Below are 24,509 nucleotides of genomic sequence, written 5' to 3' on the forward strand. Positions count from 1 at the left end.
CCCCACGGGTGCTGCCGGCGGGAGTTCCCCTGCATGCTGTGGAGTCAATTCCATGCCCAAGCCGTGGCCCCGGTGGCCTCTGCTCCTCGCCGGTGTTTTCTCGGCGAGCTCATCCCTCGCGGCTGAGAAACTCACCCCTGTCGCACCCTCCACGCTGATGCAGCTCCAGGTCCAGGAGCCATCGCGTGTGGCGCAATCCCTGGCCAGCCTCAAGGCGCAAAGCCTCAAGCTCGGGCTGGGCTCGCGGGACGACTTCCAGCTGTCCAGCTCCAGCACGGACGCCTTTGGCCAGACGCACGCGCGCTTCGAGCAGACGTACCAGGGCGTCCCCGTGTGGGGCGCCATGGCCATCACCCACCAGGGAGTGTCCGCGGGGGACATCCGCATCACCACCGAAGGCCTGCGCAAGAACATCCGCCTGGGCGTGACGCCCGCGCTGGACGCGAAGTCCGCGGCGGCGAAGGCCACCCAGGAGCTGGCGCCCAAGGGCGAGCTCGCCGTCACGCCGAAGAGCGAGCTCATCGTCTACCCCCAGACGCGGCTCGTGAACCGCTACCCCGGCAAGCCGGTCGCGGAGCAGAACGCGGCGGACTTCGACACCCAGGTCGTCGCCTACCGGCTCGCGTACCACGTGCACACCGAGCTGGAGAACGCGAAGGACGGCGTCAAGCACACGGACTTCATCGTCGACGCGAACTCGGGCGAGGTTCTCAAGCAGTGGAACTCGCTCGAGACGGCCGCCGCCAAGGGGCTCGGCCACTCGCAGTACAGCGGTGACGTCCCGTTGGACGTCTTCCAGAACGCCCAGGGCCTCTTCGAGCTGCGCGACGTCACGCGCGCCGGCGGCGAGGGCATCCGGACCTACGACGTCAACCACGCCGCCGTGCAGAACGGCGTCGTCCCCACGCTGACCCTCTACACGGACGCCGACAACGTCTGGGGCGACGGGCAGAACTACATCGTCGGTGCCAACAACACCCTGAGCACCAACGGCCAGACGGCCGCCGTCGACGCGCACTTCGGCCTGCTGGCGACCTGGGACTTCTACAAGAAGATCCTCGGCCGCGACGGCATCGACGGCGTCGGCTCGCCCACCTACAACCGGGTGCACGCCAGCAACCTCTACAACAACGCCTTCTGGAGCGACGGCTGCTTCTGCATGAGCTACGGCGACGGCTCGTTCCCTGCCGCCGGCGGCTTCAGGTCCCTGGGCGTGCTCGACGTGACGGGCCACGAGATGTCCCACGGCGTCACCTCGCACTCGGCCGGCCTCATCTACGACGGCGAGTCCGGCGGCCTCAACGAGGCCAACTCGGACATCTTCGGCGCCATGACGGAGTTCTGGGTGGCCAACGGCCGCGGCAGCTCCATTGGTGACACCGGCGGCAACTGGCTCATGGGCGAGCAGCTCAGCAGCTTCCCGCTGCGCATCATGTTCCGCCCGTCGCTGGACGGCGCGAGCGTGGACGCCTGGTTCCCCGGCCTGGGCAACATCGACGTGCACTACAGCAGCGGCCCGATGAACCGCGCCTTCTACTTCCTGTCCCAGGGCGTGCAGCCGCTGGCGATCAGCACCGACTTCTCCAGCACCTACCTGCCCGCGGGCATGAGGGGCATCGGCAACGACAAGGCGGCGGCCATCTGGTACCGCGCGCTCACTGTCTACCTGTTCCCGTCGTCCAACTACCTGTCGGCCCGCACCAGCAGCCTCCAGGCCGCGGCGGACCTCTTCGGCTCCCAGTCCAACGAGTACCGCGCGGTGCAGAACGCCTTCGCGGCCATCAACGTGGGCTACACCGCCGGCACGTACGACGACCGCACGGCCCCCACCGTCGCCGCGAGCGTCTCTGGCAGCGCCTCTGAGATCCTGCTGAAGGCGCAGGCCGACGACAACGTCGGCGTGGCCCGCGTGGAGTTCTACGTCGACGGCGCCCCGGTGGGGACCGTCTCCTCCCAGCCGTTCCAGTTCGCGCTGGATGCCACCTCGCTGACCAACGGCTCGCATGCGCTGGTGGCGGTGGCGTTCGACGCGGCCGGCAACTCCACCGCGTCCGCTCCGGCGAGCTTCACCGTCTCCAACACCTTCGATCAGCTCCTGATCAACCCGGGCTTCGAACAGGACACCCTGGGCTGGACGGATGATCCGACGAACATCAACTTCCCGGTCTCCTCCGGCCCGCGCAACGGCCAGGGCTTCGCGTGGCTCAACGGCTATGGCACGACGCACGTCGACCGGCTGTGGCAGGACGTCACCATTCCCGCCGGCGTCACCCAGGCCGCGCTGACCTTCTTCCTCAACATCAGCACCGCCGAGACGACGACCACCGCCGTGCGCGACACGCTGACGCTGCAGGTGCGCGACACCTCCGGCACGGTGCTGGGGACGGTGGCGACGTGGTCCAACCTGGACGCGACGCTGGGCTATGCGCAGCAGAGCGTGGACCTGACGGCCTACGCGGGCCAGACGGTGCGCATCTTCATGGAAGGCAGCGAGAACGCCTCGCTCGCCACCAACTTCCAGGTGGATGACTTCTCGCTGCGCGTCATCCGCGCGGCGGACGCCGAGGCGCCCCGGGTGAAGGCCAGCGTGGTCTTCTCCGGCACGCGCGTGGGCTACTTCGCGGACGTGTCCGACAACGGCTTCGTCAACGCGGTGGAGTTCCTCGTCGACGGCGCGTCCCTGGGCAACTCGGTCAAGTCGTTCACCCGGGCCGTCAACCTCTCCACGCTGACGGCCGGTCCGCACACGCTCGTTGCCCGGGCCACGGACGCGGGCGGCAACGTGGGTGACTCCGCCACGGTGACGTTCTACGTGGACACCACCGCCACCCAGCGCGTGCTCAATCCCAGCTTCGAGACCGCCGGGAGCTGGACGAGCGCGACGACGCAGTCGGGCTCGACGGGCATCCTCAGCAGCGCGTCCTTCGCGCACACGGGCAGCCGCATGTACGTCTTTTATACGAACGCGGGTCCGGCGCGGCACTCCGTCCGTCAGTCCGTGGCCATCCCGGCGACCGCGACCTCGGCCATCTTCAGCTTCTGGCTGCGCATGTACAACGGCGCGTTCAGCGACGGCTTGCCCCACCACACCATCAGCGCGAAGGTGCGGGACGCCGCCGGCACCGAGCTGGCGACGCTGAAGACGCTCTCCAACGTGGATGACACCGCCGGGGAGTACCGCCAGCACCGCTTCGACCTGACCGCGTACAAGGGCCAGACGGTGCAGTTGTTCTTCGACGCGGACCAGACGGCGGCCCCGCAGATCACGGGCGGAGTCACCCAGTACTTCGTGGACGACGTCAACCTGGTCACCTCGACCCAGGCGGACATTGAGAGCCCCACGCTCTCCGCGGCGGTCGAGGGCAGCTACGGGACGGTGCAGCTCACGGCCTCCGTGAGCGACAACATCTGGACGTCCAGCCTCGCGTTCCAGGTGGATGGCGCCCCGGTGAGCTCCTTCACGGACGTCCAGGGCATCTACGCGACGGCGTTCGACACGAAGACCCTGTCCAACGGCCCGCACCAGTTCAAGGCGACGGCCACGGACAAGGCGGGCAACACGACGGAGCGCACGGTGACCTTCGAGGTGCGCAACTCCACCATCCAGGACCAGGGCGCGCCGCACATCACCGCCAGCGTGGAGGGCCTGTTCGAGACCTACACGATGCGGGCCGAGGCCACCGACGACACGGGCGTTGCGTACGTGGAGTTCTACGTGGACGGCGCCCTGAAGGGCCGGACCTCGTCCGCGCCGTACCTGCTGCCGCTGTTCCTGATTCCGCTGGCGCCGGGGGAGCACATCCTCGAGGCGGTGGCGTACGACGCCTACGGCAACTGGTCCAAGGCGACCACCCCCTTCACGCTCCTGCCCGTCGCGGTGGAGTTCGTGGTGGCGCAGCACGTGGTGCCGGTGGGTGGCTCCGTCGCCCTGCAGGCGAACGTGGCGAACGTGGTGAACACGGCGGTGAGCTGGTCCGTGGCGGAGGGCCGCGTCTGCGGCACCGTCGGCACGGACGGCGTCTACGCCGCGCCGGTGGCCCGTGGCCTGTGCCACGTGTCCGCGGCGAGCGTCGTGGTACCGACGGCGAAGGCCGTGGCGGCCATCCAGGTCTACACGGGCGACATCAATGGCGACAACGTCGTGGACGGAGAGGACATGGGCCTGCTCGCGCAGGACTACGGCACCAACGGCTCCGAGGAGACCAACCTCGACGGCGCCGGCTCTGTGAACGACAACGACATCACCCTCTTCGTCAGCCAGTTCGGACGGTAATTCCCCATGAAAACGTGGATGAAGCTCATTGTTCCGCTCCTGATTGGGGCGCTGGCGGCCTGCTCCGACCCCGACACGGGGCCGGTGACGGTGACTCCGAAGAACGTCACGGTGAAGGCCGGTGAGAAGGCGACCTTCAGCGCGGCGGTGAAGGACGCGAAGGACCCGCGCGTGCTCTGGTCGGTGGAGGGAGGCGACTCCCACGGCACCATCAGCAGCTCGGGCATCTACACCGCGCCGGCCGAGGCCGGCACGTACACCGTGGTGGCCACCAACGCGGTGGACACCTCGAAGAAGGACTCGGCCACCGTCAAGGTGGAGGCAGCTCCGACTCCGACGGTCATCGTGAAGGTGACGCCGGAGACGGTGACCATCGGGCAGGGGACCGTCACGGACCTCACGGCGGAGGTCTCCGGTTCCTCCATCACCGCGGTGCAGTGGGCCGTGGAGGGTGGCGACGAGAACGGCACCGTCAGCAGCGCGGGCCGGTACACGGCGCCGAACAAGGCGGGCACGTTCAGCGTGACGGCCACCAGCGTGGCGGACCCGACGAAGAAGGGCTCCGCCTCCATCACGGTGGAGCCTGTCGTCGTCGGGGAGGTGAAGGTGACGGTGAGCCCCACGTCGGCCACCACCACCTGGGATGGCACCGTCCAGCTGACGGCCGAGGTCACCGGCACCAACAACCTGGCGGTGCAGTGGTCCGTGGAGGGTGGCGACGCGAACGGCTACGTCAGCACCACGGGCGTGTACCGCGCGCCGAAGAAGACGGGCTCGTTCACCGTGACGGCCACCAGCGTGGCGGACCCGGCGAAGAAGGCCACGGCCACCATCCGGGTGGACCCCGTCGTCATCGAGTCGGTGGTGGTGAGTGTCACTCCGAAGACGGGCACGGTGGCGCAGGATGCCGCCTTCTCGCTGTCCGCGCAGGTCACCGGCACCAACAACGTCGCGGTGCAGTGGTCCGTGGAGGGCGGTGACGATAACGGCACCGTGAGCAGCACGGGTGTGTACCGCGCGCCTCGCCGCGAGGGCACGTTCACCGTGACGGCCACCAGCGTGGCGGATCCGACGAAGTCCGACTCGGCCACCCTCACCGTGAGCGGCGTCGTCGTTCCGGCGGTGACGGTGACGGTCTCTCCGAAGACGGCCACCGTGGACCAGGGGGCCTCCGTCAACCTCGCGGCCGAAGTCACGGGCAGCTCCGTCGTCGCGGTGACCTGGGCCGTGGAGGGTGGTTCGGCCAACGGCACCGTCACCAGCGCCGGCGTGTACACCGCGCCGAACAAGCCGGGCACGTACACCGTGACGGCCACCAGCGTGGTGAATGCGTCGCAGAAGGACTCCGCCGTCATCACCGTGCCCGTCGCCGGCACGGTGAAGTACGTGGACCCCACGGGTACGGGCTGGCGCCTGGTTCGCAACGCCACCCTGTCCTCGGGCAACACGCTGGTGCTGGACCTGGTGGGCCCCACGGGCCTGTCCGGCCGCGGCGCGGACCTGACGCTGGGGCTGGATGCGGCCACCGCGGCCTGGTCCACCGTGGACGGCACCGAGTACGTGGCCAACGCTGGCTACGACCTGGGCGCCGCGCCCCAGCTGCTCAAGTCGGGCGTGAAGGGCAGCACGCTGAGCGTGGGCGTGTACCAGAAGGGCGCTCCGGCGCACGCGTACAACGGCGCGCTGCTGTCCGTGGCGCTGACCGTGAAGGCCACCGCCGAGACGCCGGCCGGTACCGCGGTGCCGCTGACCGTCCTCAAGGCGCACGCGCTGCCGGCCTCCGGCTCGCTGCAGGCCATCAACGTGGCGGTGGGCACCATCACCACCGCTCAGTAGTCCGGAGCCCGAAGCAGTGAGAGCGGCGGCCTTCCCCAGGGAAGGCCGCCGTTTTCATTGGGGGCCGCGTGGCTTCACGGCGGCGCTGCCTCCACGGTGAAGGTCACCTCGCCTCGGGCGGGAATCTGCACCTTCCGGGGCGTGAAGCGGGGCCCTTCGTCCGGGTCTGCCGCGCGGGCATCCAGCAGGTACTCGCCGGGTTCGACGCCTCGGAGAATGAGGGTGCCCTTCGGGGCGGGGGCCTGGTAGCGGGTCATGGGAAATCTCCCCACCTCCTTCAGCGAGACGAGCGCGGGCAGTGGCGTGCCGTTCGTGTCCTGGGCCAGGAGCCGCACCGTCGCGGCGCGGTCCAGCGCCACGGTGAGCGTGTCCACGCGGGCCGTCACCTCCTGCTCGAAGGGACGCGCGTTGCGGCTGTGGAGCGCCAGGGTGAAGGGCGGGGGCGGCAGCTGCGACAGGGTGTAGACGCCGTCGCGAAGGGAGACGTTTCGGGGACGCGCCATCGCGCGGGCGATGTCGGAGTCTCCTGGCTCGGTGATGGTCGCGCGGAAGGACTCCAACTGGGACAGGGCTTCGCCCGTCTCCACGTCGTGGACGGCGAGACGCAGCGTCCAGCCGGGGTCGAGCGTCAGCACGCCCAGGTCCACGTCCACGCCTTCCGTCAGGTTCACGGGGCGCTTCAGCGGCATGAAGCCGGGGGCCGTCACGGTCAGCATGGCCGGGCCCGCGGCGGTGAATGGGACGTCCAAGGCACCGTCCGGCAACCCGGTGGACTGTTCGAAGTCCTTGAGGTCCGTGCCCGTCACCTGGAACGTGGTGACGGCCTGGCCTCCAGGTTCCACGACGCGGCCCCGGATGCGTCCGTCGCGCTCCAGCACGAGTTGGAGGGGAGCCTCGCTGGAGTCCACCCAGATGCCTCCGAACTCCGGGGCGGGCTCGCCTCCCTGGGAGCGCCTGGGACGGAAGGTGTAGCCCGGCAGCTGGGCCATCAGGGCGTAGCGAGGAGCCACGAGCCCGCGCAAGGTGAAGCGTCCGTCCGGGCCCGTGCGGAGGCCGGGAGGCCACTCGTCATCAGTGGCTCGCGGATCGGATGAATCACTCTCGAGGAGGACCGCGATGAGACTGACGCCCGCGAGCGGCTGGCCCTTCCCATCCACCGCGATGCCGGAGCGCTCACGGCCTGCTTCCAGGCGCAGGGACACGTCCCGGTGTTCGCGCGCCTTGAAGGTGATGGACTGGGACACCGACGCGTCCATCAGGTCTCCCTGGACGACGGCCCCCAGGAGATAGGTGCCTGGGGCAATCCCTTGCAGGTGGAAGCGGCCCTGTTCGTCCGTGAGGGTCTGACGCGGCTCTTCGTATGGCGCGTCCTCCTGCGCCTCCGTCCCCAACGTCACGGTGGCTCCCCGCAGCGGCAGCCCTCGCGAATCGGAGACGGTGCCGGACACGGAGGCGCCCCGGTCCAGCACCACGACGACATCCCGCGAGGGGACGCGCACCGCGAGGGTTTGACGCTGGAAGGACGGATCCTCCACGGACAGCTCACCCGTCCCCGCGCGCTTCACGTCCAGGACGAAGTGCCCGGTGGCATCCGAGCGCAGGGCGCCACCCGAGTCGATGCCGTCACCGTCGCCCAGGCGATTCCCTGAGAGCGTCAGGAGGATGCCTTCGAGCGGAGCGCCCGACGTGTCGACGACACGGCCCTCCACGCTCTGCGCGCGCCGGAGCGTGAAGTCCAGGGGCGCCATGCCCTGCTGTAGCTTCTGGGCCTGCAGCTCCACGTCCAGGTGGTGGGGCGCGAGGATCCGGAAGGTATGTGGCCCGGCACGCGTGGGGCCCAGTTGGTAGCGGCCCGCGGCGTCCGTCACGGTGGTTGCCTCGGCGGCGACGGGACCGCCGTCCTCGCGGTAGGTCTCCACGCGTGCGTTCGGGATGGGGTGGCCTGCGTCGTCTCGCACCGTGCCTGTGACGAACACGCCGTGCTGGAGCCGCAGCTCCACGTGCTCCAGGGGTGGTGTCACGTCCAGCGTGGCGAACGCGCCCCCGGCTTCCGCGGTGAGTTGGTGGAGGACGGCGGGCGCGGTGAAGCGAAAGCGCCCCTCACCATCGGTCGTGGCGCGCTGGGTGGACGCCGTCGCGGTGTCGCCTTCGAGGTGCACCAGGATGCCCGGCACCGGCGCGCTCTCCACGGAGAGGACCTGTCCCGTCAGGGCGAGCGCACGCGCGAGCACCACGGTCGTCATCGCGGTGGGTGATTCGACTTCCGGCTGGAACCACGGGGCCCGGTCCTCGGCGGTGACGAAGGCGGCGTAGGCGCCCTGGGGCAGGGGGCCCACGATGAAGCGGCCCTCGGCGTCGGTGGACGCGTCGAAGAAGCGCGTATGCCAGCGGGAGATGAGCGTCACCCGCGCGTCGGGAATGGGCGTCTTCCGGTCCGTGTCCGTGACGGTTCCCTCGAAGAGGACGCCCTGCTCCAGCGTCAGCGTCACGTCGTTCGAGCCCACCGCCACGCCACCCTGCGACACCGCGCCCGTGTCGCCCAGGGCCCAGAGCGTGACGAGGCCCTCGGGCAGTCCCGCCAGTACGAAGCGGCCCTCTGTGTCCGTGGCCGCCTCCGCGAACACGAGGGCTTCGCCGTCGCGGGCCTCCACGGACTCCCACTGCATGCGCTCGGAGTCGAAGCTGCACGCGCCGCTCTTGAGGACCGGAGCCCGCGCGTCGTCCTGGCCGGAAGGATTGGGACAGGACCGCTCCGACAGCGTGACTCCGGGCTCCACGCGGGAAGCGGAGACGCGCACGCCCGCGGCGGGGCCGTGGCTTCCCAGCACGCGGCCCGTGATGCGCGCGGTGCCCGCGGGACGTGGGGGCGTGGTCACCCGTGTCGGCCGTGCCACGGGTTTCTGCGCGGACGACGCCGTGGTCACGGGCGAGTCCTTCGCGGACGAAGGCGCCTGGGTGTTCCACAGCAGGAAGGCGAGGAGCGCGACGACGGCCAGCGCGGCTCCTCCCAGCCAAGGCTTCAGTCCCCCGGGTCTGCCATTCCCCATGCGCGGCAGGATAGCGCGTGAGTCAGCGCGCGAGGGGCATCCACACCGGCTTCACGTCGCGAGACAGCGTGCCTTCGGCGGGCACGTCCAGCTCTTCGCGGTGGATGCGGTCCTTGCCGCGGTTGCCCGCGATGACGGTGTAGTGGCCGGCGGGAACGCGGCGGAACGTGACGGACGTGCCGGTCCATTCCTCACGGGGGTATTGCTGGAGGCTCAGGTGTTCGAAGGCCCTGGCGCTGTCGGGCGCGGGAGCCTGGCCGGACAGCAGGAACGCGGTGTCGACGTCCTCCGGCAGTCGCAGCGTGACGGTGGCGCCGGTGCCCAGGGCGTCGAAGGTGAGGGTGACGTCGCCGCTGGGAGGAACCCGCAGGGTGCGGGGCGGGAAGACGGTGTCGCGCGGTCCGTTCTCCATCCAGGCATTCACCGTGTAGAGCCCTGGAGGAATGGCCCGGAGGGTGAAGGCCCCGGTGCTGGGATAGCGTTGCAGCGTCAGGCCGTCCGAGCGCGTGAAGGTGAGCTGGACGTCCACGGGTTTGCCTCGCGCATCGCGGACGTGGCCCGTCACGCGGGCGCCGGAGTCGAGCGAGAGCGTGATGCTGTCTTCCGCTTCGCCCACCATCACCCGCGCCGGCAGGTGGAGCTGGGTGTCCACCTCGAGCGTGAACGCGGTGGTGGGCAGGTTCTCCAGCAGCAGCGAGCCATCTTTTCGTGGCACCGCCCCGGTGGCGGGCAGGTAGGGCGGTCCGTCCGCGACGCCTTCGCCATGGATCCGATAGCCGGTGGCGATGGTCGCCCATTGCCCGGAGTCACCGCGCACGCGTCCGGTGAAGGGCTCGCCCGTCGCGGCATCGCGAAGGAGCACCCGCACCGTCCTGCCCCGCGTCAGCGTGAGCGTGCCCAGGTCCACGTCGTTCTCTCCGTCCGGCGTGACGGTGCGATCCACCGTCGCGAAGCCCTTGGCGCGCACCACGAACCGCTGCGGTCCGGTGGCTTCGTACAGGGGCTGGTCGAAGCGGCCGTCCGGCTGGGTGTATCTGTTGCCGTTCACTTCGAACCACTCCAGCGTCGCGCCGGCTTCCGCCACGACCTGGCCCCGCAGGTGCGGAATGCGCCGCAGCACCAGCCGGACCTCTCCCGTGTCGCCTCGCACCACCACGGTCTTGTCCTCGCCAGGAGTGGTGCCCTGTGACAGGGAGGCGTCGATGACGTGCCCCGGATGCCTCGTGATGAGCGCGTAGCGGGCCGTGCTCAGCGAGCGCAGGGTGAAGCGGCCTTCGGCATCCGTGCGGACACCCTCGGGGGGCACGCTCATGCTGGAGGGCTCGCCACGGTAGCGGGGCCGATCCGCGTCCAGGAGCTCCGCGCGGACGGCGACACCGGACAGGGGCAGGCCCTGGGGACTCACGACGAGGCCCCGCAGGAGCCGGCCCTGCTCCAGCCTCAGCGTGGCGGACGCCGCTGCTCCCGCCTGGACCTCCAGCTCTTGGGATGCGTGCACGTCCACGGCCCGTTCCGAGACCGTTGCCTCCGCCACATAGGCGCCGGGGGCCACGCCCTGGAGCGTGACCTGTCCGTGCGCGTGAGTGACGCCGGCATGGTCGGATTCGCCGCGCGCGTCGCGCTGCCAGAGCGTCACCCGGGCGTCCCGCACCGGTGCGCCCAGCGCGCTCAGGACGGTGACGGAGACGCTGACGCCCCGGCGGAGCACCAGCCGCGTGTCCCGTGACGGAAGCTCCACGGCGAAGCGCTGCGGAACGAAGGTCGCGTCGTCGACTTCCAGCCACACGGTGCCTGCTTCCACCGCGTCCAGGGTGAAGCGTCCGGCTTCGTCCGTCTGGGTGTGATCCGTGACCAGGTCCATGGTGAGATCCGACGTCGGCTCTGGATGGAGCCGGACTTCGCGGCCCGCGAGCGGTCGGCCTGCCTCGTCCACGACGACGCCCTCCACGGAGACGGCACGCGGCAGCGTGAAGTCGAGGGTCTCCTGGACGTCGCCAAGCTGCTGGTGCTCCGGCTCCACGTCGGTGTAGTGCACGGCGCGAACCGCCACGAAATGCGGCAGCCGGAAGAGCGGGCCCAGCCGGTAATGGCCCTTCGCATCCGTGACAGTCTGCCCGCGCGGTGACGGCGCGTTCGCATCCCAGAGATCCGCCATGACCCGAGCGCCGGGAATCGGCCTTCCGCCCTCATCGCTGACGTTGCCCTGGAGGACCATTCCGGGCCCGAGCGTGAGGACGATGTCCTCGCGAGGCTGCGTCCTGAGATGGACCAGACCGTCATGCGCCGCCGTCTCCGCGAAGAGCTGGCCGGGCACGTCTTCGAAGGAGGGAAAGGAGAAGCGCCCCTGCGCATCCGTGAGGGCGGTGCGCGACTCGGGCGCGGCGCTGGGCGTGTACAGCCGGACAGAGACGCCGGGCGCGGGGGCTCCCTTCGCCGTCACCACCGTGCCCGCGTACTTCGCGGGGCGGTCCATGATGAAGGTGTCCTCCACCAGCGGATCCGCATGCATGCCCAGGTTGGGGCCGCGGTCGAGCGCCGTGACGAGGATTCCGTAGTCGGCCGGAGGCACGGGCCCGATGCGGTAGCGTCCGTTCGCGCCGCTGGTCGCGGGGAAGAAGCGCGTGTGTTCGTGGGAGAAGACGGTGACGCGGGCACCTTCAATGGGCTCGGTTCCCGTCGGCCCGTCCAGGACGATGCCCTCGAAGAAGGAACCTTCCTCGAGCACGAGGACCACGGCCTGCTGCCCCGTCGTCACGTCAGGGCGCATCGCCACGTCCTGACCGCGGGAGGCATGGAGCGTGACCGTTCCGTCGGGAAGTCCTTCCAGGACGAAGGTGCCGTCCTCCGCGCTGGTGGTCTCCGCGATGGTGGGGGCTTCTCCCTCGCGCTTGTCGACCTGGTCCACCAGCTCATCGAAGGCTTCGTTCCAGCACTGCATCAGCCGACGTGGAGGTTCACCGGACGCGTCATCGGAAGGAGGACACGAGCGCTCTGACAGCGTGACCTCGGGCTCCGCGCGGGACGCGGACACGCGCACGCCTGCGGCCGGGCCGTGGGTGCCCAGCACGCGGCCCGTGATGCGCGCGGTGCCCGTGGAACCGGGTGCCGTGGTCACCCGTGTGGTGCGCGCCACCAGACTCGCGGCGGAGGCATTGGGGGACGGCGCCGCGCCCTTTTCGGAGGACGCGTCCTGGGACCTCCACAGCAGGAACGCGAGGAGCGCGACGACAGCCAGCGCGGCCCCTCCCAGCCAAGGCTTCAATCCCCCAGGTCTGCCATTCCCCATGCGCGGCAGGATAGCGCGTGAGTCAGCGCGCGAGGGGCATCCACACCGGCTTCATGTCTCGGGACACGGTGCCTTCGGCGGGCACGTCCAGTTCCTCGCGGTGGATGAGGTCCTTGCCTCGGTTGCCCGCGATGACGGTGTAGTGGCCGGCGGGCACACGGCGGAACGTGACGGACGTGCCGCTCCATTCGGTCAATGGGTGGCCCTGATGGATCAGGTGACGGAAGGCCCTGCTGTTGTTGGGAGTGGGGGCCCGTCCGGACAGCAGGAACGCGGTGTCGACATCCTCCGGCAGCCGGAGCGTGACGGTGGTGCCCGCGCCCAGGGCGTCGAATTCGAGCGTGACGTCGCCACTGCTGGGGATTCGCACCACGCGGGGCTGGAAGATGACTTCATTCGTCCGCTCCTCCGGCCAGACATCCACCGTGTAGAGCCCCGGAGGAATGACCGCGAGCGTGAAGTCACCCGGGCGGGGCTTACGTCGAAACTCCGAGCCGTCGGGACGCGTGAAGATGAGCTGGGCCTGCACGGGCTGGCCTTGCGCGTCGCGAACGTGGCCCGTCACGCGGGCGCCCTTCTCGAGCGAGAGGGTGAGGTGCTCCACCTCCGCGCCCACCGTCACGCGCAGCGGCAGGTGGAGCTCGGTGTCCACCTCGAGCGTGCACGCCGTGGTGGGCACCTGCTCCAGCAGCAGCGAGCCGTCCTTCGAGGGCACTGCTTGCGTCGGCACCCGGAAGGACGGGCCGTCCGCGACGCCGTCTCCTTCGACGTGATAGCTGACGGCCACCGTCGTCTCCTGGCCTGAATCGTCGCGAACGCGTCCGGTGTACGGCGCACCCGTCGCTGCCTCACGCAGGAACACCTTCAGGGACCTCCCTCGCGTCAGCGTGAGCGTGCCGAGGTCCAGGTCATTTTCTCCGTCCGGTGTGACGGTGCGGTCCACCGGCGCGAACCCGCGGGCTTGCACCACGATCCGCTGGGGGCCGCTCACTTCGATCAGCTGCTGGTCGAAGCGGCCATCCGGGTCTGTGTACTCGGCGTCGTTCACGACAAAGGACGCCAGCCTCGCGCCGCCCTCCGCCACCACCCGGCCCCGCACATGAGGGATGCGCCGCATCACCAGGCGGACTTCCGTTGTGTCCCGGTCCACCACGGCGGTCTCGTATTCGCCAGCACGGACGCCCTGCGAGGACTGGGCGTCCAGGAAATGCTCCTGGAGCGACGCGGTGAGCTCATAGCGGGAGGCGCTCAGCGAGCGGAGGAGGAAGTGGCCTTCGGCATCCGTGTGGACACCCTCGGTGCGCCGCTCCACCCTGAACCCGTGCTGGTCGCGACGGTAGAGGGGGCGGTCCGCGTCCAGGACTTTCGCGCGGATGCGGACCCCGGGCAGGGGCCGGCCCTGGGACGTCACGGCCACGCCCCGCAGGGTCCGGCCTTCCTCCATCCGCAGCGTCACGGACGGCGCCTCTCCCGGCAGGACCTCCAGCGATTGCGAGGCATGGACGTCCACGGCCCTTCCTGGAACGAGGGCCTCCGCCACGTACCTGCCCGGAGGAACACCCTGGAGTGTGACCTGGCCCCGAGCGTCGGTGCCGCCGGCATGGTCGGCTTCTCCGCGCGCGTCGCGCTGCCAGAGCGTCACCCGGGCGTCCCGCACCGGCGCCCCCGCCGCGCTCAGGACGGTGACGGCGACGCTCGCGCCCTGGCGCAGCACCAGCCGCAGGTTGCTCGATGGAAGCGTCACGTTGACGCGCTGGGGAATGAAGTTCGTGCCACTGACGTCCAGCCACGCGGCGCCCGCCTCCTTCGCGTCCAGGAGGAAGCGTCCGGCTTCGTCCGTCACGGTGTAGTCCGTGATGACGCCTAGGTAGGGGGAGAGCCTCGGCGCCACGCCCGGACGCAGCTGGACTTCGAGGCCCGCGAGCGGCTGGTCCGCTTCGTCGACGAGGACGCCCGCCACGGAGACAGCACGCTGCAGGGTGAAGTCGAGCGACACCTCGGTCTGTTCGGGCTCCTCGTGCTCCTCTGTCCTGTCGACGTGTCGCTCGGCGCGGGCCGCCACCAGGTGCTGCATCCGGAACAGGGGACCCAGCCGGTAATGTCCCCGGGCATCCGTGACGGTCTTGACTCGCTGCGACGGTGCGTCCTCATCGAGGCGAAAGGCCTCGACCTGGGCGCCGGGAATCGGGTTGCCGCTCTCGTCGCTGACGGTGCCCTGGAGGAGCATGCCGGGCCCGAGCGTGAGGATCACGTCCTCGCGCGGCTCGGTCGCGATGGTCGCGAAGCCGTCGTGCGCCGGGGTCTCCGCGAAGAGTTGGGCGAACACGCCTTCGCTGGACGGGAAGGAGAAGCGTCCCCGCGCATCCGTGAGGGTGGTGCGCGATTCAGGGGCGAGGCTGGGAGTGTGGAGGCGGACGGAGATGCCGGGCGCGGGAGCTCCCTTCGCCGTCACGACCGTGCCCGCGATCTTCGTGGGGCGGTCCAGGACGAAGGTGTCCTCCTGAGGCTCCGCTTCCATTTTCAGGAGCGGACTGAACCCCGGGGCCGTGATGAGGAGGCCATGGTCGGCCGGCGGTACCGGCCCGATGCGGAAGCGTCCATCCGCGCCGCTGGTCGCGGGAAGGAAGCGCGTGTGTTCCCGGGTGAAGCCGGTGATGCGGGCACCCGCGATGGGCTTGTCTTCCACCACATCGTCCAGGACCACGCCCTCGAAGAAGCGGCCTTCATCGAGCACGAGCACCACGTCCTGCTGACCCGTCGCCACGTCCGGGAGCATCGCCACCTTCTGGCCGCTGGAGGCATGGAGCGTGACCGTTCCGTCGGGAAGTCCGTCCAGCGCGAAGGTGCCATCCTCCGCGCTGGTGGTCTCCGCGACGGTGGGGGCTTCTCCTTCGCGCTTGCCGATCTGATCCACCAGCTCATCGAAGGCTTCGTTCCAGCACTGCATCAGCCGGGGCGGAGACGCAGCGGGTGCATCCTCGGAAGGAGGGCAGGAGCGCTCCGACAGCGTGACCTCGGGTTCTGCTCGGGACGCGAACACGCGCACGCCCGCGATGGGACCGCGCGCATCACGCACCACGCCCGTGATGCGCGGGCTTCCCGTGGCGGGAGCCTGCTTCGCATGGGGGCCGGTGAAGAATCGGGAGGCCTTGGTGGAGTGCTGGGACGCAGGACCCGGAGCACTCCCATGCTCGCGCAGGACGAAGAAGCCCAGGAGCAACAGTCCGACGACGACCGCGACCGTGAAGACTATTGCCCTCCGCATGCGCTGCGTCTCCTCAAGTCCGAAGTCGCACGATAGCTGTTCGCCTGACTCAACGTTCCGGGCCGGGCACCCGCAGCGTGACGCTCTCCTGGGTCGCATCCAAGGCCACGTCCTTTTCGGTCTCCGCGTTCGTGAACACGCTGACGAAGAAGGAGGCGCTCTCGAAGGGCACTCCCTCCAATGCAATGCCGCCTTCCGCGTCCAGGTTCCCGTAGTGGGATGGCAGCGCGTGGCCGTGCGGAGTCCGGGTTTCGAAGGAAGGAGCAATCGCGACGCTGACGCCCGCGAGCGGTGCGCGGGTGACTTCATCCAGGACCCTGAAGCGTACCGTCCGGCCCCGGCTCATCCGGAGCGTTCCCAGGTAGATGTCCCTACCAGGACTCACGACGAGATCGCGCTGGAGGTCCAGGAAGCCCTTCGAACGCACCTGGATGCTCGTAGGCCCATCCTCTGGCAGTGGGATCTCGAACGCCCCGTCCGGAGCATGGACCCACGGGGACCGTTCCCGGACCTCACAGGACAGCGGAGTCCCGTTGTCGCTCACGACCTGTCCTCGCAGGCGCGGTCTTCGCTCCAAGACCAACCGGACGTCCTCCTGCCCTGTCGTGACGAGGAGGGCGGTGGTATCGGGCGTCCCGCCCCGTGAGCGCGAGGGCGCGAAGGCCTCGCCTTCCTTCCAGGCGATGAGCCGGTATGCCGGGGCCGTCAGGTGCTTGAAGACGAAGCGGCCATCCGGTCCGGAGAGGATGCCGCCCTCTGCGCTAGAGAGACAGTCGGGGGCATCCGTCTGCCACGCCGGGACGTCCTCCTGGAGGAGACAGGCCTGGATCCGGACGGCAGGCACCGGCTGCCCGGCGCTGTCGACCGTCATGCCCCGCACCGTGCGTCCTTCCTGGAAGCGCAGGGACACGGTGGCCTGTGTCCGTTCCTCCAGGTCCAGGGGTTGCGACACGGCGCGCTCGATGCCAGGACTCCGCAGCCGGGCCTCCACGACGTAGTGCCCTGCCTCCAGTCCGCCCAGGGAAAAGGCCCCCTGCGCGTCCACGTCGGTGATGTGGGCGTCTCCACTCAGCGGCGCGGTGTTCCAGAGCCAGACCTGCGCGTTGGACAGGGGGCGTCCCGTCGCATCCAGGACCCCTCCGGACACGGAAGCGCCGCGGCTCATCACCACCCGGACCCCTGTGGACGGGACCTCCACGGGGAGCAGCACGGAGCGGAACCCCCGGGCCGTGACAAGCACCCGGCCGGAGCCCTTCCTCTCGCTGTCCACGAAGAAGTGGCCTGTCTCGTCCGACTCGGCGATCCCATCCTCGGGGAAGTGCGAGCGGAAGAGCCTTTCAGGCACATCGTGGGTCATGTCGAGCGTCACCTGCGCACCCGCGAGCGGCAGTCCTTCCGTGTCGACCACCCTGCCTTCGAACTGCTGGGCCCGCGTGAGCGTGAAGTCCCACGGTCCTTCATGGGCCTTCCCAAGGCTGACGGGCTCGAGTCTGTCGATGTAGTGCTCGCGCATCAATTCGAGGTTGATCGCGGGGTTCAGCAGCAATCCAAGCCGGTAGCGGCCCGCCGCATCCGTCAGCGTCGCGGGAGGGGGCTGGCCGCCCAGTCGATGGCTGCTCACGCGCAGACGCACGCCAGCCAGGGGCCTGTGCTGTTCGTCCCTCACGGTCCCCTCCATGGACCAGGATGGCTTCATCCGGAGGACCACGTTCCCGGGAGGCGTCACCCAGGCCTCGCCATGGGTGGTCCCGTCCCTGGCTTGGGTCCAGAGCTCCTGCGGAGCAACGGAGACCTCCTCGAAGACGAACCGGCCGTGTGCATCGGTCCGGGTGCTCGACGTGTCTCCTCCTTCCTTCGTGGGACGCAGATGGACGTCCAGGCCGCTCGCGGGAAGTCCCTCGGGTGTCAGCACGAGCCCTTCCAGCCATGTCCTCCTTTGGAGCTCGAGCGTCACGTCCGTGTCCGCGTCCCTCCAGACGTCGTCGTCGAAGGCCTTCGTCCGCCATCCCTTCGCGCTCGCGACCTTCAGGTAGCGGCCCGCGGGAAGGGGACCGGCTCGGAAGCGCCCTTGGGCGTCCGTGAGCGCATCGAAGAATCGAGACCCGTCCTCGTGGATCATCGTCACCTGGGCACCGGGAACAGGTGCCCGCGTGAGCTCTTCGACGACCCTGCCAGAGAAAAAGAAGCCCGGCTCCAGCAACAGCGTCACCCCGTCGCTGCCCGCCGGGATGCCCGGCCGCACGGTCGCGCCCGTGTCGCCCAGGGCCCAGAGGGTGAAGGCCCCGGCGGGCAGGCCCTCGAGCACGAACATGCCGTCGTCCGCCGTCAGCGTCTGTGCGAACACAGGCGCTTCACCCTCACGGGCTTCCACCCAACGTGCGAACCCAGAGGCCATCTCCACGAAGCAGCAGTTCCCGTGATGGAGCCACGGAGAGGCGTGCCGGTGGTCTGATGGCTGCTGAGGACAGGGGCGCTCCGACAGGGTGTCCGCATCCACGCGGGACGCGGACACCTGCACTCCCGCGACCGGACCGCGCGCATCGCGCACGACGCCGGTGATGCGCAGCGAGCCTTCCGCATGCGGAGCCAACAGCGGGGCGAATCGCGCTCTCGCGCGCTCTGTCTCCGCAGCACGAACATGCGGACTCGAGGATGAGTCACCGCCTGGCGGCTCCCGGAAGCACACCACGGCCACGCCCAGTCCGAGGACGAGCACGGCGGCCCACCACCCCAGCTTCCCAGCGCGCATGTGCCGCCAGGATAGCAGCGGACGTCAGGGCGTGGCGAAGCCCACCGCGTGTGCCTCCACGCCCGCGGGAGCCGGGTCCTCGCGGAAGGCGACCCAGGCCTCGCGCTGGGAGTGGCGCGGCACGTACGCCAGCACGAACTCCGTCTCTTCCTTCGGCTCGCGACCGCCTCGAAGCGACACGCGCACGTGGACCTCCTCCGCCGCCGTGTCGCCGTGGTTCGTCACCGTGACGGGCACCCGCCACTCCCGGGCTCTCTCGCTGGCCACTGGCGCGCCCACCTGCACGGTCAGGTCCGGCGGGCCGCTGCCCGTCGTCCATGCGTCCACCGCCAGGTAGCCCATGACCAACGCCATGAGCACGCAGCTCGCGATGAAGACGACGCCCTCCAGCCAGTTCCAGTTCGTCTTCATGATTGGATGAGCAACCTCCCCGCCGAAGCCCCCAGCGTCGACGCCAGGCCCAGCACCACCACCTGCGCCACGCAGATGCTCAGGCCGTTGCCGTTGAACCGGCCGAAGAACCACAACACCAAGCTGCTCGACAGCAGCGCGACCGCGTAGGTGACGAACGTGCCCGCCAGCACGTCCCGGCGCAGGCGGCGGCGCGTGAAGCGGTGCGCGCGGGTGAAGTCGCTCTGGAAGAGGATGAGCCCGCCCAGCAGCAGCGACAGCACGGCGAGCCCCAGCAGGCACCAGGGCGGTGTCTCCACGGCGATCATCACGATCTCCTCCGTGGGCGCCACGTTGGCCGCGAACAACATCGCGCCGCAGAACGCGATGACCAGCTGGCCGGGAACGTGATCCGCGGACTCCAGCCGTTTCTTGTCCTCGTCCTCGTTCTCCTCGCGGTGCTGGCCTCCCAGTTGCGCGGTGCCCACGGACACGCCGATGGCCACCGTGCCGGCCTCCACCACCACCATGCCCACCGCTTCCTGGAGTGACGTGCCCTGTCCGATGCGGCCGATGAGCACGAGCACCCCCAGCGACACGAGCAGCCCCAGCCCCAGCTCCTCCAGCGAGTCCGTGAAGACGTCGAACCAGCACACGTCCCGGCGGAAGCCGCCGTAGCGGTTGTACCCGAGCAGCAACACGTACGTGGCTACCAGGTAGCCCAGCACGCTGGCCGGATGGGACGTGAAGCCCGCCCACCACACCTCCATCGTGTAGAGCAGCGGCAGGCTGAAGAGCAGGCCTCCCGCGATGCCCCGGCCGTATTCTCGCAGGGAGTCCGGCACCGGTCGTCTTCGGCGGGCTGCGTCGGCTGGGAGACTGTCGGCCATCTCAGGCCAGAGTCTAGGTTCGGTTCCTGGAGAGGGAAGTGCCCCGCGCATGACACCGGACACTCCCCGCCGTGCCTGGGGACGAGCCGTCAACCCGCGGGGCTATAATCGCCGCCGTCCATGACCGAGCGTCCCGCCCAATACATCCTCACGCTGTCGTGCCCGGATCAGCGCGGCATCGTCCACGCTGTCTCCGGCTGGCTCGCCGAGCACGGCTGCAACATCCTCGACAGCGCCCAGTACGGCGACCCGCAGACGCGGCTGTTCTTCATGCGCGTGCACTTCGCGGATGAAGAGGGGAAGGCGCAGCCCGCGGCGCTGCGCGAGGCCTTCGGGGCGCTCGCGGGGCGCTTCTCCATGGAGTGGCACCTGCACGACGCGGCGGAGAAGCCCCGCGTGCTGCTGATGGTCTCGAAGATTGGCCACTGCCTGAACGACCTGCTGTATCGCTACCGCAGCGGCATCCTGCCGGTGGAGATCCCGGCCATCGTGTCCAACCACCGGGACTTCTACCAACTGGCCGCGTCCCACGACATTCCGTTCCACCACCTGCCGGTGACGCCGGAGAACAAGGAACGGCAGGAGTCGCGCCTGCTGGAGTTGGTGCGCGAGCAGCGCGTGGACCTGGTGGTGCTCGCCCGGTACATGCAGATCCTCTCCGCGGAGACGTGTGATGCGCTGCGCGGGCGGCTCATCAACATCCACCACTCGTTCCTGCCCAGCTTCAAGGGGGCGCGGCCGTACCAGCAGGCCTACGACCGGGGCGTGAAGCTGATTGGCGCGACGGCCCACTTCGTCACGGGCGACCTGGACGAGGGACCCATCATCGAACAGGACGTGGAGCGCGTGGACCACACGCTGTCACCCGAGGCGCTGACGGCGATGGGGCGCGACGTGGAGAGCGTGGTGCTGGGCCGCGCGGTGACGTGGTTCGTGCAGCACCGCATCCTGCTCAACGGCCACAAGACCGTCGTGTTCCGCTGAATCAGCCGGCGGGGCACGCGGCGCCCGCGCCGAGCACGTCCGCGTCGTGGTGCACCTGCACCGCGCCGGACGCCTCCAGGTGGCGCACGAACAGCGAGCCGAAGACCTCCGCGTTGCCGCTCAAGTTGAGCTGGGCCTGGGGCGCGTAGAGGTTGCCCGCGAGCGTGCTGCCCGCGGAGATGTCCAACGCCTGCGAGCCCGCCACGTAGACACGCACCCGCGAGGGCAGGGCGGCGGACCCCAGCGTGAGGTCGCCGGACACGATGAAGCCCCCTGCGAGGAAGAGGTCCAGTTCGCCAGGAGGCTGCACGTCCACGGTGAGTGCTTCCTTCAGGTCCACGCCACCGGGGATGAACAGCGCGGTGCGACCCCGGATGCGCAGCGTGGCCCGGCCCGGCCCCGCGATGCGCGTCAGCAGGAAGCGGCCACAGGGCAGCTCCAGCACGCGCTCGCCGGTGACGTCCGTCAGCGTCGCCGGGTCCAGGCCGATGGCCGCGTTGTCGTTGTCCACGGTGTGGTGGGCGATGAGCGCGGCCGGGTCGAAGCGGGAACCCTCGTCGCAGTCACAGGGGATGACCGAGGGCACGGGCTCGCGGCGCAGCTCCGACGCCTGGGCAGGGCCCGGAGAGAACTCCGGAGGGACGGTGAGCACGCCGCCCACGGTGAGCGCGGCGAGCCCCACGTCCCCGTTCACCCGAGCGTCACCGGTCACGGTGGCGGAGGTGCCGGGTCCGGAGAGGGGACCGTTGCTGTCCAGGCCGCCGCCCACCGTGAGCGGGCTGCTGATCTGGACGCCCCCCACCTGGAGCAGGCCACCCACCGTGACGCGGTCGTTCGCGGACAGGACTCCATTCACGCCCACGTCGCCGCCCGTGCCACCGGGGGCGTAGGGGCCCGCGGAGCTTCGGAACGCATCCACGGTGAAGGGGGCACTGAGGGACAGTCCCTCGCAGGAACACGCCGCGCGGCGGAACAGCGTCTGCGCCAGTTGGCCGCTGCACACCTGAGGCCCCGACGCGGGATTGCCCAGCAGGAGCGGAGGCCCGCTGTCCTCGCAGTGCGCTGCCCATTCATCCGGAACGTCGGTCCCCGCGTCGGGTGAGCGCAGCGTGGCCACCGGATCATCCACCGTGCACCCTGCACCCAGCAGCGCGGTCCAGGCCATGAACCCCGCGATGTGGAGCCTCATTGCGGCGACAGCTCCCGGAGCCGCGCGCGCGACGCCGCGCTCAGTGGCGAGTCCGGATGCAGCGAGAGGAACTCACCCAGCGCTCGGGCCTCCGCGGCCGTGTCGCCCAGGGCGCGGTGGGCTTCCGCCACGCCGTGGCGCGCCTCCGGATCCAACATGCCACCGGGTTGCAGCCGCACCGCGTCCTGGTACTGGCGCAGGGCGCCTCGCGCGTCGCCCAGGTGCTCCAGCCGCAGCGCCCCCGACGCCACGCGCGCGACGTACGCCGCCAACGACGACGGCTCCGCGCGGATGACGCGCAGGTAAAGCCCTTCCGCTTCCTTCCAATTCCCCGCCGAACGGAACGCGTTGGCCTGTCGCAGCAGGTCCTCCGGTTTCGACGACTCCTTCACGGTGATGCTCGGACGCAGTGGCCGGGGATGCTCGATGACGAAGGGCTCGGGCGGCGCGGGCGGGGGCAGGGGCACCGGCTCCAGCGTGGCCATCCGCGTCGGCTCCGGCACGGCCGGCGTCAACACCTGCGGGTGCGGCTGCGCGGGCCGCGCATAGCGCCACACGGCGGCGGCCGCGGCTCCGGTGAAGACGAGCGCCGCGCCCGCCATCAGCCACACGGGAGGCCGCCTGCGTCTTCGCGGAGGCTCCGGCGCCTGCTGGAGCGCCGCGTCCAACGCCGCCTGGACGAGCGCGCTCGAACGCTGCCGGGACAGCCGCCGCGCGGGCCCACTGCCGTTGTCCAGGGGCCGCAGCAGGTCGTCCAGCGGCTCACCGTCACCGTCGTCGGGGGGGCGGGGGCTCATGACGATTCCCCCTCGGGTGCCTCGCCATCCGAGGCCAGCGCGCGCAGGGCGGTGCGTCCCAGGCGCAGGCGGCTGCGCACGGTCTCGAAGGGGACGCCCAGCTCTGTCGAAATCTCCTGCACGCTCAATTCCAGGACGTGGTGCAGCACCAGCGCGTGCCGCTGCTCCGTCGACAACCTGTCCAGTAACGTCACCAGATGACGGCGGTGCACGTATTCGTCCGCCGGCGCTTCGTCGGACGGCACCGCCAACAACTCCACCGGGTCCCCACTGTAGCGGGCCTCGCGGCTGCGTGAACGCTTGAGCCACGCGAACGTGGTGCGCACCACCACCCGGTCCACCCAGCCATGGAAACGCCCGTCGCCGCGATAGGTGGGCAGGCCCCGCACCAGCGCGATGAGCGACTCCTGGGCGATGTCCTCCACGTCCATGTCCCCCCGCACCAGGTAGCGCACCAGGTTGCGCACGCGCGGCAGCAGCTCCAGGAGCAGGGACTCCGTCGCGTCGCGCTGTCCCCGCATGGCCGCCGTCAGCCGGGCGTCCTCGCCACGGGGCGCGACGGTCGCATGTGAGCCCGAGCTCCTCATGCCCCCCAAGGAGAAGGGACGCCGCCAATTCGGGTCATCGGTGCTCACGGAAAAATCACCATCCCCACGCCCAGTCGGGGACGCACGGACGCACCGTCCTCCCGGAGCACGAAATCGCCGTCCACCGCGTAGCCCAGCCGTGGGCGTCCCAGGAGCACCTCTCCCGACAGCGCCGCCTCCAACGCGAGCGCCGGCCCCAGCCGCCACGCCACCCGCACCGCCGGCCCCACAACGAAGGCCACCACCCTGCGAGAGGGCGCCGGCTCCACCTCCGCGGCCCGCGCCTCCGTACGCCGCCAGAAGCCCGCGACCCCCGCCCCCAGGCCTACCGTGCCCTCCCACGCGCCCGTCTTCACGAAGGGCACGTCCGCCCACGCCAGCGCGGAGCCCTGCGTGAGGCGGATGTCCGCGTACGCGTCCTGAAGGTGCACCGGCAGCGCCGCCAGCACCTGCGCGCGAAGGCGCAGCACGCGGCCCGCCCATCCCGCGCCCACGGACAGACCCTGCTGTCCCCAGGGGTGATAACCGTCCAGCGCCGCGTGCACGCCCACCTGGACGAAGGCCCCGTCCGCCGGAGCCACTGGAGCCGCGACGACCGGAACCGGCGCGGCAGGGGGCGGAGGAGGCGCAGCCACCACGGGAGGCGGGGGAGGGGGCGCGACCACTTCCCCCAGCGGTTCGCCCGCGTCCACCGCGCGCAACGCCGAGCGCACCGCCAACGCCAGGGCCTCCGCGCCCACGGACCACATCAGCGTCTCCGGTGCACCCTCCACCCGCGCGCTCCGCACGAACAGGTGTCCCGTGCGCGGAGCCGCCACCGACACCCGCAGCTCCGCCCCGTCGCGCGTGAACCACAACACCGCGCGAGCGTCCTTCCGCGAAGCCAGCCGCTCCGCCTCACGCCACGCACCGCCGGGGCTCGAGTCCATGGACGGACCTGCTTCCATCTCCAGCACCACCGGCAGGTCGCTGCTCTGCCCGCGCACCCGCTCCTGCAGTGCGCGGTCCTCGGTGGACGCCACGCGCACGACTGCCCGCCACGGCCCGGCCGCCCACGCGGGGCTCCACAGCCCCAGCACCAGGGCCAGCACCACCACGCGCTGCCTCGCCACGGCCTCCAACACGGACATGCAGTAAAACCTACCTTCCAGGGAATTCTACTGGAAGCACCTCGCCGTGTGGATTGCTTGTCACGCTCCGGTGGGGAGGGCGGGAG

13 protein-coding genes are annotated in these 24,509 nt (G+C 70.2%); 3 read left to right on the forward strand and 10 right to left on the reverse strand.

What is annotated here, in order from left to right; translation table 11 throughout:
- Positions 1 to 187 precede the first annotated feature (187 nt).
- Together D7X99_RS31365 and D7X99_RS31370 are read left to right on the forward strand one after the other, a co-directional pair.
- Positions 188 to 4,273 carry a M4 family metallopeptidase gene (locus D7X99_RS31365; RefSeq protein ID WP_158627096.1) on the forward strand — a complete coding sequence of 1,362 codons (4,086 nt, stop codon included), beginning with the start codon at positions 188 to 190 and terminating at the stop codon, positions 4,271 to 4,273.
- A gap of 18 nt (positions 4,274 to 4,291) precedes the next feature.
- Positions 4,292 to 6,109: a hypothetical protein gene (locus D7X99_RS31370; RefSeq protein ID WP_121780972.1), complete on the forward strand. Its 1,818-nt coding sequence runs from the start codon at positions 4,292 to 4,294 to the stop codon at positions 6,107 to 6,109.
- A 74-nt stretch (positions 6,110 to 6,183) separates the two neighbouring features.
- On the opposite strand, the gene D7X99_RS31375 is transcribed toward D7X99_RS31370, so the two are convergent.
- The 6 genes from D7X99_RS31375 to D7X99_RS31400 are packed head-to-tail and all read right to left on the reverse strand — an operon-like array spanning position 6,184 to position 19,691.
- Positions 6,184 to 9,156: a carboxypeptidase-like regulatory domain-containing protein gene (locus tag D7X99_RS31375; protein ID WP_121780973.1), complete on the reverse strand. Its 2,973-nt coding sequence runs from the start codon at positions 9,154 to 9,156 to the stop codon at positions 6,184 to 6,186.
- A 22-nt stretch (positions 9,157 to 9,178) separates the two neighbouring features.
- Complete coding sequence (locus D7X99_RS31380; RefSeq protein WP_158627097.1) at positions 9,179 to 12,418, reverse strand: carboxypeptidase regulatory-like domain-containing protein; 3,240 nt, start codon at positions 12,416 to 12,418, stop codon at positions 9,179 to 9,181.
- A gap of 46 nt (positions 12,419 to 12,464) precedes the next feature.
- A complete protein-coding gene (locus D7X99_RS31385; protein WP_158627098.1) occupies positions 12,465 to 15,707 on the reverse strand; it encodes a carboxypeptidase-like regulatory domain-containing protein in 3,243 nt (1,080 codons plus the stop codon).
- A 49-nt stretch (positions 15,708 to 15,756) separates the two neighbouring features.
- Positions 15,757 to 18,456: a carboxypeptidase-like regulatory domain-containing protein gene (locus D7X99_RS31390; protein ID WP_121780976.1), complete on the reverse strand. Its 2,700-nt coding sequence runs from the start codon at positions 18,454 to 18,456 to the stop codon at positions 15,757 to 15,759.
- A 24-nt stretch (positions 18,457 to 18,480) separates the two neighbouring features.
- The gene (locus D7X99_RS31395; protein ID WP_121780977.1) at positions 18,481 to 18,867 is read right to left on the reverse strand and encodes a hypothetical protein; all 387 of its coding nucleotides are present in this window, start codon (positions 18,865 to 18,867) and stop codon (positions 18,481 to 18,483) included.
- Complete coding sequence (locus tag D7X99_RS31400; protein WP_233613865.1) at positions 18,864 to 19,691, reverse strand: TIGR02587 family membrane protein; 828 nt, start codon at positions 19,689 to 19,691, stop codon at positions 18,864 to 18,866. Before D7X99_RS31400 ends, D7X99_RS31395 begins: the two co-directional genes overlap by 4 nt.
- A 165-nt stretch (positions 19,692 to 19,856) precedes the next feature.
- On the opposite strand from D7X99_RS31400, the gene purU reads away from it, so the two are divergent.
- Positions 19,857 to 20,720, forward strand: a complete 864-nt coding sequence (purU, locus tag D7X99_RS31405; protein ID WP_120578292.1) for a formyltetrahydrofolate deformylase — start codon at positions 19,857 to 19,859, stop codon at positions 20,718 to 20,720.
- A gap of 1 nt (position 20,721) precedes the next feature.
- Here the strand turns inward: purU and D7X99_RS31410 are convergent, their stop codons facing one another.
- Genes D7X99_RS31410 through D7X99_RS31425 form a run of 4 tightly spaced genes read right to left on the reverse strand, consistent with a single transcriptional unit; the run spans position 20,722 to position 24,423 of the window.
- Positions 20,722 to 21,909 (reverse strand): hypothetical protein, encoded by a 1,188-nt coding sequence (locus D7X99_RS31410; protein WP_121780979.1) that lies wholly within the window; start codon positions 21,907 to 21,909, stop codon positions 20,722 to 20,724.
- Positions 21,906 to 22,706: a tol-pal system YbgF family protein gene (locus tag D7X99_RS31415; RefSeq protein WP_121780980.1), complete on the reverse strand. Its 801-nt coding sequence runs from the start codon at positions 22,704 to 22,706 to the stop codon at positions 21,906 to 21,908. Before D7X99_RS31415 ends, D7X99_RS31410 begins: the two co-directional genes overlap by 4 nt.
- Positions 22,703 to 23,293, reverse strand: a complete 591-nt coding sequence (locus D7X99_RS31420; RefSeq protein WP_233613867.1) for an RNA polymerase sigma factor — start codon at positions 23,291 to 23,293, stop codon at positions 22,703 to 22,705. Before D7X99_RS31420 ends, D7X99_RS31415 begins: the two co-directional genes overlap by 4 nt.
- Before the next feature lie 44 nt (positions 23,294 to 23,337).
- Complete coding sequence (locus D7X99_RS31425; RefSeq protein ID WP_121780981.1) at positions 23,338 to 24,423, reverse strand: hypothetical protein; 1,086 nt, start codon at positions 24,421 to 24,423, stop codon at positions 23,338 to 23,340.
- Positions 24,424 to 24,509: the final 86 nt, after the last annotated feature.

Source organism: Corallococcus sp. AB032C (genome assembly GCF_003668935.1).
Classification (GTDB): domain Bacteria; phylum Myxococcota; class Myxococcia; order Myxococcales; family Myxococcaceae; genus Corallococcus; species Corallococcus exiguus.

Excerpts from the sequence above, each read along its gene's own strand:
- D7X99_RS31370 (WP_121780972.1), top strand. The coding sequence starts at position 4,292 with ATGAAGCTCATTGTTCCGCTCCTGATTGGGGCGCTGGCGGCCTGCTCC.
- D7X99_RS31375 (WP_121780973.1), bottom strand. The coding sequence starts at position 9,156 with ATGGGGAATGGCAGACCCGGGGGACTGAAGCCTTGGCTGGGAGGAGCC.
- D7X99_RS31385 (WP_158627098.1), bottom strand. The coding sequence starts at position 15,707 with ATGCGGAGGGCAATAGTCTTCACGGTCGCGGTCGTCGTCGGACTGTTG.
- D7X99_RS31390 (WP_121780976.1), bottom strand. The coding sequence starts at position 18,456 with ATGCGCGCTGGGAAGCTGGGGTGGTGGGCCGCCGTGCTCGTCCTCGGA.
- D7X99_RS31395 (WP_121780977.1), bottom strand. The coding sequence starts at position 18,867 with ATGAAGACGAACTGGAACTGGCTGGAGGGCGTCGTCTTCATCGCGAGC.
- purU (WP_120578292.1), top strand. The coding sequence starts at position 19,857 with ATGACCGAGCGTCCCGCCCAATACATCCTCACGCTGTCGTGCCCGGAT.
- D7X99_RS31410 (WP_121780979.1), bottom strand. The coding sequence starts at position 21,909 with ATGAGGCTCCACATCGCGGGGTTCATGGCCTGGACCGCGCTGCTGGGT.
- D7X99_RS31415 (WP_121780980.1), bottom strand. The coding sequence starts at position 22,706 with ATGAGCCCCCGCCCCCCCGACGACGGTGACGGTGAGCCGCTGGACGAC.
- D7X99_RS31420 (WP_233613867.1), bottom strand. The coding sequence starts at position 23,293 with ATGAGGAGCTCGGGCTCACATGCGACCGTCGCGCCCCGTGGCGAGGAC.
- D7X99_RS31425 (WP_121780981.1), bottom strand. The coding sequence starts at position 24,423 with ATGTCCGTGTTGGAGGCCGTGGCGAGGCAGCGCGTGGTGGTGCTGGCC.